The organism is Streptomyces sp. NRRL B-1347, assembly GCF_000720325.1.
Classification (GTDB): Bacteria; Actinomycetota; Actinomycetes; order Streptomycetales; family Streptomycetaceae; genus Streptomyces.
Genome location: NZ_JOJM01000031.1, coordinates 31,711 through 44,580, shown reverse-complemented (window position 1 = coordinate 44,580; position 12,870 = coordinate 31,711). Strand labels below are relative to the sequence as shown.

Annotated in this window: 13 protein-coding genes; 3 read left to right on the top strand and 10 right to left on the bottom strand. The window is 73.6% G+C overall.

Translation table 11 applies throughout. The features are described from left to right. Positions 1-99: 99 nt before the first annotated feature. The 4 genes from IG74_RS0124750 to IG74_RS0124735 form a co-directional block, all read right to left on the bottom strand. Positions 100-678, bottom strand: coding sequence for a GNAT family N-acetyltransferase (locus IG74_RS0124750; protein ID WP_037825998.1), 579 nt, complete (start codon positions 676-678; stop codon positions 100-102). 38 nt (positions 679-716) lie between these two features. Beyond that, entirely contained in the window at positions 717-1,439 is a 723-nt protein-coding gene (locus IG74_RS0124745) for an SDR family NAD(P)-dependent oxidoreductase (protein ID WP_030681421.1), read from the bottom strand. A 119-nt stretch (positions 1,440-1,558) separates the two neighbouring features. Further along, the gene (locus IG74_RS0124740) at positions 1,559-1,747 is read right to left on the bottom strand and encodes a hypothetical protein (protein ID WP_030681420.1); all 189 of its coding nucleotides are present in this window, start codon (positions 1,745-1,747) and stop codon (positions 1,559-1,561) included. A gap of 123 nt (positions 1,748-1,870) precedes the next feature. Continuing rightward, complete coding sequence (locus IG74_RS0124735) at positions 1,871-3,214, bottom strand: radical SAM protein (RefSeq protein WP_037825997.1); 1,344 nt, start codon at positions 3,212-3,214, stop codon at positions 1,871-1,873. Between the two features lie 307 nt (positions 3,215-3,521). On the opposite strand from IG74_RS0124735, the gene IG74_RS0124730 reads away from it, so the two are divergent. Together IG74_RS0124730 and IG74_RS0124725 are read left to right on the top strand one after the other, a co-directional pair. Then, entirely contained in the window at positions 3,522-4,997 is a 1,476-nt protein-coding gene (locus IG74_RS0124730) for a CAP domain-containing protein (protein ID WP_030681414.1), read from the top strand. 133 nt (positions 4,998-5,130) lie between these two features. Continuing rightward, positions 5,131-5,403 (top strand): DUF1876 domain-containing protein, encoded by a 273-nt coding sequence (locus tag IG74_RS0124725; protein WP_030681411.1) that lies wholly within the window; start codon positions 5,131-5,133, stop codon positions 5,401-5,403. A gap of 31 nt (positions 5,404-5,434) precedes the next feature. Here IG74_RS0124725 and IG74_RS0124720 read toward each other — a convergent pair whose 3' ends face one another. The 6 genes from IG74_RS0124720 to IG74_RS0124695 form a co-directional block, all read right to left on the bottom strand. Beyond that, entirely contained in the window at positions 5,435-6,442 is a 1,008-nt protein-coding gene (locus IG74_RS0124720) for a Gfo/Idh/MocA family protein (protein WP_030681407.1), read from the bottom strand. Continuing rightward, entirely contained in the window at positions 6,439-7,455 is a 1,017-nt protein-coding gene (locus tag IG74_RS0124715; RefSeq protein ID WP_030681404.1) for a Gfo/Idh/MocA family protein, read from the bottom strand. Before IG74_RS0124715 ends, IG74_RS0124720 begins: the two co-directional genes overlap by 4 nt. Positions 7,456-7,574: 119 nt before the next feature. After that, complete coding sequence (locus IG74_RS0124710) at positions 7,575-8,417, bottom strand: carbohydrate ABC transporter permease (protein WP_030681403.1); 843 nt, start codon at positions 8,415-8,417, stop codon at positions 7,575-7,577. Next, complete coding sequence (locus IG74_RS0124705) at positions 8,410-9,357, bottom strand: carbohydrate ABC transporter permease (protein ID WP_030681400.1); 948 nt, start codon at positions 9,355-9,357, stop codon at positions 8,410-8,412. Before IG74_RS0124705 ends, IG74_RS0124710 begins: the two co-directional genes overlap by 8 nt. After that, the gene (locus IG74_RS0124700) at positions 9,354-10,619 is read right to left on the bottom strand and encodes an ABC transporter substrate-binding protein (RefSeq protein ID WP_030681396.1); all 1,266 of its coding nucleotides are present in this window, start codon (positions 10,617-10,619) and stop codon (positions 9,354-9,356) included. The genes IG74_RS0124705 and IG74_RS0124700 overlap by 4 nt, the downstream gene beginning before the upstream one ends. A 66-nt stretch (positions 10,620-10,685) precedes the next feature. Further along, on the bottom strand, positions 10,686-11,813 hold the full coding sequence (locus tag IG74_RS0124695) for an ROK family transcriptional regulator (RefSeq protein WP_030681393.1): 1,128 nt from the start codon (positions 11,811-11,813) through the stop codon (positions 10,686-10,688). Positions 11,814-12,013: 200 nt separating this feature from the next. On the opposite strand from IG74_RS0124695, the gene IG74_RS0124690 reads away from it, so the two are divergent. Beyond that, positions 12,014-12,859: an SAM-dependent methyltransferase gene (locus IG74_RS0124690; RefSeq protein WP_030681390.1), complete on the top strand. Its 846-nt coding sequence runs from the start codon at positions 12,014-12,016 to the stop codon at positions 12,857-12,859. Positions 12,860-12,870 lie beyond the last annotated feature (11 nt).

Genomic DNA, 12,870 nt, shown 5'->3' with positions numbered 1-12,870 from the left:
CTCCACACGGTGGGACGGAAAGGAGGGACCACAGTGGGACGCCGGGCGGGGCGGGTCTAGGTACCCGGGTGACAAAACCCGGGCGCTGCGCGAACCGCCCTACGGCTCGCGGTCGTTGAGGATGCGCTGGAACAGCCGGTGGTCCTGCCAGGCGCCGTTGATGTGCAGATAGGCGGGGGCCAGGCCGTACTCCGTGAAGCCGCACTTGGCGAGCACCCGCTGCGAGGCAGCGTTGTGCAGGAGGGTGCCCGCCTCCACGCGGTGCAGCCGCAGCTCGGCGTCGGCGGCGGCGCACACCGCGGTCACGGCGGCGGTGGCCAGGCCGCGCCCGGCGTACGCCGCGTCCGTCCAGTAGCCGAGGCTGGCGCTGCGGAGCGGGCCGCCCACGATGTTGGAGAGCGCGATGCCGCCGGCGACGACGGCCTCCTCGCCGTCGCGCGCCCCGGACTCGTCCCACAGCAGCCAGCGCGCCCGAAGGCCGTCCGCGAGCTCCTGCTCGTACGTGCGCAGCAGGGCCAGTTGACCGGCCGTCGTGAAGAACTCGGGCGGGCGCCGCGGATCCCACGGGCCGAGGTGGGCGCGGCTGCGGTCGTAGGCGCGGGCGAGGGCCGCGGCGTCCGCGACGGCCGCCGGGCGCAGGACGACGTCGTCGGTGAGGCGAACGGTACGCAGTTCCACGGTCTGTTCTCCCCTGCCCTCGTGGGCCCTTGCGCCCCTCACATCCCGCCCGCGACGCGCAGCACCGCGCCCGTCGCGTACGAGGCGTCGTCCGACAGGAGCCACGACACGGCGCCGGTGATCTCCTCGGGGCGGCCGGAGCGGCCCATGGGGATGACGTCGGCGAGCTTCGCCGGACGCTGCGGGTCCTCGTGGAACTCGGTCCAGATGATGCCGGGGGCCACGCAGTTGACGCGGATGCCGAGGCCCGCGACCTCCTTGGCCAGGCCGACGGTCAGCGCGTCCGTGGCGGCCTTGGTCGCGGCGTAGTGGACGTACTGGCCGGGGCTGCCGAGGGTGGCCGCGGCCGAGGAGATGTTCACGATCGCGCCGCCGCCGGTGCGGGTCATGTCGCGCACGGCGCGGCGGGCGCAGAGCAGATAGCCGAGCACGTTCACGTCGAGGGCGCGGCGCATGCCCTCGGCGTCGGCCTCGGCGAGGGGGCCGTTCGGGCCGCTGACGCCCGCGTTGTTCACCAGGCCCGTGACCGGGCCGAGTTCGGCGGCGGCGTCGAAGAGCCGGTCCACGTCGTGCTCGTCCGCCGTGTCGAGGGCGACGGTGACGCAGCGGCGCCCGGTGGCGCGGACTGCGTCGGCGGCCCGCTCGGCGGCCTCGGCGTCGGAGCGGTAGCCGATGGCCATGTCATGGCCATCCTGCGCGAGCCGCAGGGCGACGGCGGCGCCGATGCCACGGCTGCCACCGGTGATCACGGTCACGTTCACGGGTGCCTCCGACCCTTCGGGATCTTGTGGCCGCAGTGTAGGCACAGCGGCCCGGCCGAAGGGCCGGGGTCCCGGAGCGGACGAGCGGGAGAAGGGGCCCGCTCGCCCGCCCGCTCAGCTCACGGGGCGAGGCACCCCGTGCCCGGCACCTCGGTCGGGACACCGAGGTTGGCCAGGTCCACGAGGCCCGTCACTTCCTGGACGGCACAGTCGACGGTGGCCACCGGGTCAGGGACGGCGCTCGCGGGTGCGGCGACCGCCCCGAGGAGAGCGAGCGTTCCGACGGCGAGGGCAGCGATACGGCGCATGAACAGCCTTTCTGCGTACGAAGTGGGTGATCCTCCGCAGAGCTGCCCTCCGCGATGTCCCGATATCCACCCCGTCACCCGGAAGAGGCCGCTGAATCGATCCGGCACCGCGCCCGCGGCGCGCTACACCTTCTCGGGCGCCTCGGGCGCCGCCTCTTCGGCCGGGAGGCTGTCCATGAAGGAGCTGACCGAGAACACCGCGTTGCCGGGGCCCGCGGGGCCGTAGCCGGGCGGCGAGGAGAGCCCGAACTCCTGCATCGTCGCGCGGTACTCCTGGAGCAGCCGCACGTGGTACTCCAGCGGCGCGCCCAGCGGATTGGCCTTGCCGAGCGGCGTCGTGGGCTCCGGGCACCAGGTGGTGAAGCGCGGCGTGATGCCGTGCGCCATGAAGTAGCGCAGGCCCTCGACGGTCGAGTCGATGGCCTCGTTGACGGTCGTGAAGCCGAACGGCTCGGCCATCTCGACGCCCGCCACGAAGTTCGGGATGACGTTGCGCGCCCCGAAGACCTCGGCGGAGTCCAGGATCCGGCGGTGCCACTCGTCGCGGCCGACGTAGCGCTCCTTGCCGGGGCAGTACAGCTCGAAGAGGCGGCGGTCCCACACCTCGTAGTTCGGGTGGTAGATGCGCACCCCGTAGTCGTGGAAGCGCTGGACGTCCTCCTTGGGCAGCGCCTGGGCGACGACCTTGCCGATCCAGCGGCCGGGGAAGCGCTCCTCGATGGCCTTGGCGTACTGGCCGTAGAAGTCGGCCTCGTCCTTGCCGCCGATCTGCGAGGTGACGGCGCCGCCGGTGAGCGTGTACGCCGTGGACGTCTTCGCGGTGTCGTACTTGTCGATGATCTCCAGGGCTTCCAGGACCTCGTCGACGGGCTTGACGCCCGTGTACGGGCGGCCCGCCGCCTTGTGCTGGCGCCAGTTGTGGTTGATGTCGCAGTACTGGCACTCCTCCTTGGCGCCGAAGTACTGGCAGACCCGGAAGACCGTGAGGTAGATCAGGTAGCCCCACTGGATGGTGGGCGCCACCTCCATGACCGACTTGCCGTTCGCGAGCTTGTGCCGGTAGTACTCCGGCATCGGCGGCACGCCGACGTCGGAGATGCGCTGGCCGTCCAGGTAGAGGCCGAGCACGCCGTCGCCGTCGGCGGCCACGCGGTACGGGGACGAGGGGTTGACGCGCACCGACACCACGGTGCGGCGCAGCTCGTAGGGGCCGCCGGTGAGCACGATCTCCTCCGGCGGGCGGCGCAGGGCCGCGGCGCCGAGCTCCGGCAGGGTGCCGTGGTCGAAGGAGAAGATGAAGTACGACTTCGGCTTGACGTCGCCGGAGGCCTCGTTGGCACTGTCGCTGAGCGCCGACTCGTCGAAGGCCACGCCACCGCGCAGCAGGTCCTCCTTGATCACGGCCTCGCGCGGCACCAGCGGATGCCGCTGCATGAGTCCTTCGATCAACTCCGTACGCCTGGGCATGGGGCGGGCACCTCGGATCCTGTCGGGTCTTGACTTATTCGTCATGTTTTGCCGGTTTTGCCGGTGCGCAGGGGATCGCCCTGTGCGGGGTCCACGCTAATACCGCCGCGCCGCGTGCCGAATCCGGCTCCGGTCGCAGGCGTGCGGAGGCGTCCCCGCCGCGCGCGGGAGCGGCGTCGGCCCCGGAGGTGACACCGCGCTCCGCCAGCGGTCCGACGGCACGGGAACCCGGGCGGCGGGCCCGCGCGTTCACCCGACAGCGCCCGGCCGAGACGGGCACCACCGACCCGACCCACAGGCGGCGCCCATGATCGAGCTGGTCCCGGGAGGCAATACGCCCCTGCCCGACGGCACCCTGACGCTCCGCGTGCCCGGCCCCTTCGACCTGTCCGCCCTCATCACCGGCGACAGCGGCAAGGTGGCGGGCGACGCGGACTTCGTGTTCTACAACCAGCCCGCGGCCCCGGGCACCCGCCTCGCCGGGGACACGCTCACGGTCGAGGCGCACCGTCTGCGCCCCGGCGCGAGCCGCGTCACCCTGGTGGTCAGCCCGGCCGAGCCCGACACGCCGCTGGACCGGCTGCCCTCGATCGTGCTCCAGGTCGGCGGCCCCCGCGGGCAGACGGTCGCGCGGTTCGCACCGCCGCGCCCACGGCAGGAGACCGTGCTGCTGCTCGCCGAGATCTACCGCAGGGGCACCGCGTGGAAGCTGCGCGCGATCGGCCAGGGGTATGCGGAAGGGCTCGCCGGGGTGGCACGGGACTTCGGCCTCGAAGTGACGGAGGAGCCCGCGGCGGCGGACGGACCCGGCGCGGGGGGCGGGACCGGCGCGGCAGGCGGGACCGGTGCGGCCGCGGGCGGGGCCGGCTCCGCGGCGGGCGGCCGCGCCGCGAGCGAGGCGATCACCGTCGTCATGCCCCGCCCCCGCGCCACGGCGGCGCCCGCCGCCCCGCCGCCCCCGGCGTACGCACCCGCGCGCGGCCCTGCCGGATCGGCACCACCCGGCCCCCTCCAGGACTTCCTCGCCCGGGTGAACTCCGCGCGTGCGGCCGCCGGTGCCCCGCCCGTCCAGTGGGACGCCCGCCTCGCCGAGGCCGCCCGCACGCACGCGGCGGGCATGGCGGCGCGCGGGGCCCTCGGCTCGGAGAGCGCGGACGGCACCTCGCTGTACCAGCGCGTGGCGGCGGGAGGCTATGCCTATCTGACGATCGGCGAGCACCTGGTGTCGGGCCCGCCCACCCCTGCCGACCTCCTCGACTACTGCCTGGGCGACGGCGGCTCCCGGCGCACGATCCTGGACCGGGCATACACCCACGTCGGCCTCGGGCAGGTGCCGGACGGCCGCTCCGGAGACGTGTTCTGGACGGCGCTGTGGGCCGAGCCCCTCACACCGCAGGGCCTCGCCCGGTCCACGGCCGAGGTGCTCAGGCTCACCAACGGCCACCGGGCGGCCGCCGGGCTGCGGCCCCTCGCACCGGACCCCCGGCTCGCGGCGGCCGCGCAGGCCCACAGCGCGGACATGATCGCCCGCGCGTTCTACGCCCACACCGCGCCGGACGGCAGCGAGCCCTGGCACCGCGCCGCCGCGGCGGGCAGCCCCCACCGCGCGGTCGGGGAGAACATCGCCTGCGGCCAGCGCTCCCCCGCCGAGGTCGTCGAGGGCTGGATGAACAGCCCGGGACACCGGGCGAACATCCTCAAGCCCGCCTTCACCCACCTGGGCGTCGGCTTCGCGGGCGGCGGCTCGGCGGGCACGTACTGGACGCAGCTCTTCGGCGGCTGACCGCACCGGCGCCCGCCGCCCCGCCGGGGGGCCGTCCCGCCAGGGGTCCCGCCGGGGGCGACCGCGTTCGCTTTCCGTACGTGCCGGGCGCACCCTGGAGGTACGGGGGGTGACCCCCGGGAGGTGACCCGTCATGACCACGCCAGTCGGATGGCACGTAGAGCTCGAATTCCAGGAGGACGGCCACCGCACCAGCGCGGCGGCCCTGCTGCGGCTCGCGGACGGCACGGAGCTGCGGGCGCGCGGCTACGCCATGCGCCACCCCTCCGACCCCGAGCAGCTCAGGGTCGGAGAGGAGATCGCGGGCGCGCGGGCCCTGATGGACTGCGCCTCGCAGTTGCTCGGCAAGGCCCACACGGAGATCGACGAGGCCACGGGGCGGCACTCGCATCCGCTGGCGCAGTAGCCGCGCCTGCCGCCGCGCCCCTGCGGCGTCCTCAGACCGGCACCGGCACCCCCTGCCGCGCCGAGGCGTACCCCGCCTCGACGATCCGCAGGGTGCGCAGACCGCCGTCGCCGTCGGCGACGTCCATGCCGTCGGCGCCGGGGCCGAAGAGGAACGCGCGCAGCATCCGCGCGTCCAGATCGACGCCGAAGGGCAGCTCGACCCCGCGGCCGTGGCGCTCGCTGAAGCCGTGCACCTTCTGGTCGAAGGCGTCCATCTCCAGGGTCGCGCGCTCGCCGACGACGGTGAGTTCGAGGCCGCCCCAGGAGGGGTGGGAGCGCGGGTGGGACCAGCTGCAGTCGATGGTGGCGACGGCGCCGTTGTCGTAGGTGACGGTGACCAGGCCGCTGGTCTCGACGGAGACCTCGTCCTCGTACAGGAGGTTGTTGGTCTGCGCGTACACCTCCACGGCGCGGGCCCCGAGCAGGTCGTCGAGCAGATCGGCGATGTGGACGGTGTGGTCCATCAGGGCGCCGCCGCCCGCGAGCCCGGGGTCGGCGAACCAGCGGCGCGCGCGGGTGGGCATGTGCCCGTTGTTGGCGCCGGACACGGCGAGCACCCGTCCCGTGTCGCCCGAGGTCACGGCGCGTTTGACGGCCGCGTACGCCGGGCTGAAGCGCACCGGGTACGCGACCGCGAGGCGCACGCCCGCGGCGCGGCAGGCGGCGACCATCGCCTCGCCGTCCGCCGCGGTGGCCGCGAGCGGCTTCTCGCACAGCACGTCGACGCGGTGCGCGGCGGCCAGCTCCACGAGCGGGCGGTGGCGGGCGTTCTCCGAGCACACCACCACGGCGTCGGGCCGCCAGGCGAAGGCCTCCTCGTAGGTGTCGGCGTACGGCACGTCCAGGGACGCGGCGAACGCGCGGCCGCGCACCTCGCCGGGCGCGGCGGACGCGGCGGACGGGTCGCTGCCGAGGACCTCCACGCCCGGCAGGTCCCGCAGCAGCCGCAGATAGGCGGCCGCGTGGACGTGGGCGAACGACAGGACGGCGACTTTCATCGGATGTCCTCCTCAAGGGACACGGCACGGCCGGTGCGGTTCGACTCGATGGCGGCCCGCGCGACGCGCACCGCGGCGACGCCGTCGTCGGCGCGCACCCGGGGCACGAGCCCGGGGTGGTCCCAGGAGGCGGCGAACTCGCGCAGCTGGGTGAGGTAGGGGCTCTCGGTCATGGGCGTCGACGGGATGCCCTCGTTCGGGGGGCGCACGCCCTGCGCGGTGATGCGGAAGCCGGGCACGGCGGCCGAGTCGTGGTGCAGCAGCCCGTCGGCCCCCGCGACCCGGAACGTGGTGCGGAACGGCTGGTCCGGCAGCCCCCACAGGCCGTTCACATGGCTGATCGCGCCGGAGGCGTGGGTGAGGACCGCGGTGGCGGTGACGACTTCGGCGGGCGTTCCGGTGGCGAGCTCGGTGCCGCGCGTCCGCGCGTGCACGCGCACCACCTCGCCCGCGATCCAGCGGGCGACGTCGATGTCGTGCACCATCAGGTCCATGAGCACCCCGCCGGACTGGGCGGGGTCCCCGAACCAGGGCGCCCACTGCGGGCGGGCGCTGGCGCGGCTGAAGCGCAGGACGGCTAGCCGGCCGAGGTCGCCGCGCACGACGGCCTCGTGCAGGGCCGCGTACGCCGGGAAGTAGCGCACGACGTGCGCGGGGTGCAGCAGGACGCCCGCGGCGGTGGCGGCGGCCGCCATCTTTGCCGCGTCCGCGGCCGTCAGGGCGAGCGGCTTCTCACAGACCACGTGCCGTCCGGCGGCGACGGCGGCGAGCACGAGGTCCTTGTGGGTGGGGGTGGGGGTGCAGACGTCGACGGCGCGGGAGCGCTCCAGGAGTTCGTCGAGGGTGGGCACGGCGGTGACGGGGTGGCCGCGCCCCGCGTACTCGGCGGCGAGCTTCTCGCCCGAACCGTCCTGGGTGTGGACGACGACGGTGGCGCCCAGTTCCAGCCAGCCGGGCAGATGGGCGCGGGCGATGCCGCCCGCGCCGAGCAGGCCGATGGGAAGCGGTGGCATGGGGAAGGTGGCTCCTCTCGCTGTGCGTGGGACGTGGTCCCCGTGTGTGCCGCGGTTCTCGTGCGTGCCGGGATCCTCGTGCAGGCCGGGGGTTCTGTTACGTCAACTCCGCCGCGGCCTCAGCCCTTCACTCCGGAGGCGGCGACGCTCTGCACGAAGTGCCGCTGGAGGAAGACGTAGACGAGCAGCATCGGCAGGCTCGCGATCAGGGAACCGGCCATCATCACCGGGTAGTTGGTCTCGTACTGGCCCTCCAGGGAGGTCAGGCCCGCGCTGATCGGCATGGCCCGGGGGTCGGTGTTGACGATCAGCGGCCACAGCAGGTCGTTCCAGGCCGCCATCGCGGTGATGACGGCGAGCGCGGCGAGGGCGGGCCTGATCAGCGGCAGCATGACGGACCAGAAGATCCGGAAGGAGCCCGCGCCGTCGATGCGGGCGGCCTCCTCCAGCTCCCTGGGCAGCGCGAGGAAGGCCTGGCGCAGCAGGAAGGTGCCGAACGCGCTGAACATGCCGGGCAGGAAGAGCGCGGGCGCCGAGTTCAGGAGCCCGAAGCTCTGGATGATGTCGTACTGCGGCAGGACGAGCAGGGAGCTGGGCACCATCAGGACGGAGAGGAACAGGCCGAAGAGCAGGTCGCGGCCCCGGAAGCGCATCCGCGCGAACGCGTAGGCGGCCAGGGAGCAGAACACGAGCTGGCCCGCCGTGCGGCCCAGGGTGCTGAGGGCGCTGTTGGTGAGCATCTCGCGGAACGGCAGCGCCGTGAACACCTCGTCGAAGCTCGCCCACTTCCAGTCCTCGGGCAGGAACGTCGGCGGGACCCGGGAGACCTCCGCGAGCGACTTCAGGGCGGTCAGGAGCTGCCAGAAGAACGGGAAGACCATCACGAGCGCGCCGAGGGAGAGCACCACGTGGGTCGCGACGGAGCCCGGGCTCGGCCGGGGGCGGCGGCTGCGGTCACCCATAGTGCACCCACCTCCTCTGGAGCCGGAACTGGAGGTAGGTGAGGCCCGCGATGAGCAGCATCAGGAGGAAGGCCAGGGCGGCCGCGGCGCCCTGGGCGTTCTCGATGAACGCCCACTTGTAGAACAGGCCCACGACGGACTGGGTGTCGCCGACCGCCGGGTTCTTCTCGCCCATCATGATGTAGATCAGGTCGAACACCTGGAGCGACTGGATCATGCAGATCACGGACGCGAAGAAGATCGTGGGGCTGAGCAGCGGCAGCGTGATGGTGAAGAAGCGCCGCACCGCGCCCGCGCCGTCCAGCTCGGCGGCCTCGTAGTAGTCCCGCGGGATGCCCTTCATCCCCGCCATGAAGATGATCAAGTAGTAGCCGGTGGTCGACCAGACCATGACGGTGCCGATGGCGAAGACGGCCGTCGAGGGGTCGGAGACCCAGTAGCGGCGGTCCACGCCGAACCAGCCGAGGACCTCGTTGAGGAGCCCGAAGTCGCCGTTGTAGAGCCAGTTCCAGACCAGGCCGACGGCCACCGGCAGGGTCACGAACGGCACGAAGTACAGGGCGCGGTAGAGCGGCACGGCGCGCAGGCCGCGGCGGTTGAGCAGGGAGGCGATGACGAGGGCGAGGGGCAGCGCGGTCAGGCCGATGCCGCAGTAGACGAGGGTGTTGCCGAGCGCCTGCCAGACGGTGACGTCCTTGACGACGCGCGCGTAGTTGTCGCCGCCGATCCAGGTGTGCCCGCCGAAGGGGCCGAACTCGGTGAAGCTGAAGTAGAAGGTCTGGAGCATCGGCCAGAAGTAGAAGAGCGCGAAGCCGAGGCCGAGCGGGGCGATGAACAGGTAGGCGGTGCGCTGGTCGCGGCTCGCGGGCCCGGTGCCCGCGTCCCTGGCGGCGCGCCGGTCGGCCGCCTTCGCGGCGGCGGTCGCGGGGAAGACGCTCATCGGTCACGCTCCTCCTTCAGGGCCCGGTCCATCTGCTCGCCCAGGGTGCGGGCGGCCCCTTCGATCCCGCCCTTGCCGCTGAACGCGGCGCCGAGGAGCGGGTACTGGAGGTTCTCCCAGACGGCGGTGTTCTTCGAGCTGGGGTAGGGGACGGCGTACTTCTTCATGGCGATGAAGTGCCGGAGGTCGAACTCCGGCATCGACGTGATCCAGGCGTCCTGGGTGCCGGCGTAGCTGGAGATCGTCACGCCGGACTTCGCCTGGATCTCGGCGGCCTCGCGGCCCGCCATGAAGTGCACGAACTTCCAGGCGGCGGCCTTCCTGCCGCTCTTGGCGGAGACCACGTTCGCCAGGCCGTGGATGACGGTGGCCCGCTCGCGGCCCTTGGGCAGGACGGTGACGCCCGCGTGGTCCTTGAGGGCGGGCACGGCGTACATCTGCCCGGCCATCGCCGACAGGTCGTACACCATGGCGGTCTTCTCCGACCAGAAGCGGACCCGGCCGATGTTCTCCACCATGGCGCTCTGCGGCGGCGACCAGCCGCGGTCGATCATGTCGGTGAGGAAGCGCAGGCCCTCGATGGTCCGGTCGTCGCCGAAGCCGGAGCGGCCGTCGCGCAGGACGTAGCCGCCCGCTCCGTGGACACAGGGGTAGATGACGATCTGGCGCTGCATCTCGGCGGCGAAGCCGTGCACGCGCTCGTGCGGGTCGGTCAGTTCGGCGGCCGCGTCACGCAGGTCGTCCCACGTCCAGGTGGTGTCGGGGTAGGGGACGCGCGCCTTGTCGAAGAGGGCCTTGTTGTACCAGAGCCCGATGGTGTCGAAGTCCTTCGGGATGCCGTACTGGGTCCCGTCGTAGGCGTAGAGCCGTACGAGCTGCGCCGGGTGGCGGTCCAGCGGGGTCGCGTCGCGCGCGATGCGCTCGGAGAGGGGCTCCAGGACGCCGTGGGCCGCGTACAGCTGGAAGTTGACGGCGTTCATCCAGAACACGTCGGGGGCGGTGCCGCCGCGCATCGCGGTCTTCAGCGTGGTCCAGTAGCTGGCCCACGGGGTGAGCTCGATGCGCACGGATATCCCGGGGTTCCGCTGCTTGAAGGCCGCGATGATCCGCTGCATGCCCGGCACCTGCGCCGGGTCCCACATGCCGTACGAGAGCGTGGTGCGGCCGCCGCCTTCGCTGCCGCCGCCCTGGTCCGCGCAGGCGGCGAGCGCGGGTGCCGACGCCGCCGCGAGACCAGAGCAGAGGAGGGTCCTCCTGCGCATACGCGCCTCCGCTTCGGGTGGGGATGGGGGTGCGAGTGGGGTTGAGGTGGGGCCGCCGGGGCTCGCCTAGTCGGCCGTGTCCGTGAGCAGTTCCTCCTCCACCAGGTCGAGTGCCTTGCGCACCGCGCCGAGGGCCACGCCGCGCTCGCCGAGCGAGCTGACCGCGATCCTCGGCACGTGCAGCGTCAGCGGGCCGAGCCGCTCCTCCAGGAGCGGCACGAGGTGCGTGCCGAGGGGTGTCGCGCCGCCGGTGAGCACGATCAGCTCGGGGTCGACGGCGAGCGCGAGGGCGGCGACGCCGGGCGTGAGCCGCTCGGCGAAGTCGGCGAGGGCGGCGAGGGCGCGCGGCTCCGCGGCGTCCGCGGCGCGCGCGAGCGCGGCCACCTCGGACTCGCCCGGGCGGCGCGGCCCGGGCCAGGCGAGCGCCTCCTGCGCGGTGTCGAGGCCGAGCAGCGGCAGCAGGCCAAGCTCGCCCGCGCCGCCGCGGCCGCCCCGGTGCAGCCGCCCGCCGATGGTCAGGGCGCACGAGACGCGGTGGCCCGTGAGGACGCACACGACGTCGCCCGCGAGCGTCGCGGCGCCCTGCCAGCGCTCGGCGAGCACGGCGAGGTTCACGTCGTTCTCGACGAGGGTGTGGCCCGGCTCGCCGTCGGAGAGCAGCCGCCGCAGGTCCACGCCGGACCACTCGGGTACGACGACGGAGGTGAGGTAGCCGCCCGCGTCGACGACGCCGGGCACGCCGACGCACCGCGCGAGGACGGTGTCGCGGCGCACGGCGTGGGCGTCGAGGAAGGCGTCCATGGCGCGCTGGAGCAGTTCGAGCCGGGGGCCGCCGCCCAACTTCGGGTCGATGTCGGCGCGTTCGGCGGCGAGCACGGTGCCGCCGAGGTCGGTGAGGAGCAGCACCATCTTGTGCAACCCTATGTCGGCGCCGAGCACGTGCCCGGCCTCGCTCCGGAAGCGGAACCGCCGCGCGGGACGGCCCCGCGCGCGCTCCCCCGCCGCGGCCTCCGTGACCCAGGCCCGCGCGACGAGGTCCTCCAGGACGGCCTCGACGGTGGGCCGGGACAGGCCGGTGCCCGCGGCGAGTTCGGCGAGGGTCTGGGGGCTGCGGCGGTGCAGGGCGCGCAGGATGACGGTGGTGTTCAGGCGGCGCAGCCCGGCCAGGTCGTGGCCGCGCGTCCGTTTTCGCATCACTTCTGCACCCCGGAAGTCGTGGTGGAGCAGCCCCGTTGACGGGTGGAAGCCCGTCGCGGCCGGGATTTGGTAGGAGAGTTGCATAAAGAAATGCCGACGGGAAGACCCCGCGCACGGACTTTCGCGCACAGCCTTCGCGCACGGACTTCCGCTCGGGCGGCACCCCGAACGCCCCCACATCCAGGAGGAGTTACCGCATGGCAGCAGCGCCCTTCGACGCCGACGGCATCGACACCGGCAGGCCGCACCCCGCCCGCGTCTACGACTGGTTCCTGGGCGGCGCCCACCACTACCCGGCGGACGCCGAGTTCGGTACGCGGATCGTGGCGCTCGACCCGACCGCCAGGTACGGCGCCCGGCACAACCGCTGGTTCATGCAGCGCGCCACGCGTCATCTCGCGGGCCCGGCCGGAGTACGCCAGTTCCTCGACATCGGCAGCGGCATCCCGACGGAGCCGAACCTCCACCGCGTCGCACAGGACCTCGCACCCGACGCGCGGGTCGTGTACGTGGACCACGACCCGCTGGTCCGGGTGCACGCGGCGGGGCTCCTCCGCGGTACCGGGGCCGGTGCCACGGCGTTCGTCGAAGCGGACGCGCGCGATCCCGAGCTGATCCTCGAACGCGCCGCGGAGGTGCTGGACTTCAGCCGGCCGGTCGCCCTCTCGCTCGTCGCCGTGACGCACTTCCTCCCCGACACCGGCACCGGCACCGGCACCGACGGCGACGGCGACACCGACGGCGCCCACGCCGTCGTGGCGCGCCTCGTCGACGCGCTCGCGCCCGGCAGCCATCTGGTGCTCTCGCAGCTGTCGGGCGACGAGGAGACCGCGTGGGTCGGCGAGGCCGTGGACCAGTACACGACGGGCGGGGTCGCGCTCGTGCCGCGCACCCGGGCGCAGACGGAGCGGTTCTTCACCGGGTGCGCGCTCCTCGCGCCGGGCCTGGTGCAGCCCCCGGACTGGCGGCCCGAACTCGGCGTCGGGGAGGTGCGGGACGGGACGCGGGTGCCGTTGTACGCGGGGGTGGGGCGGAGGGAGTGAGCGGCGGGCCG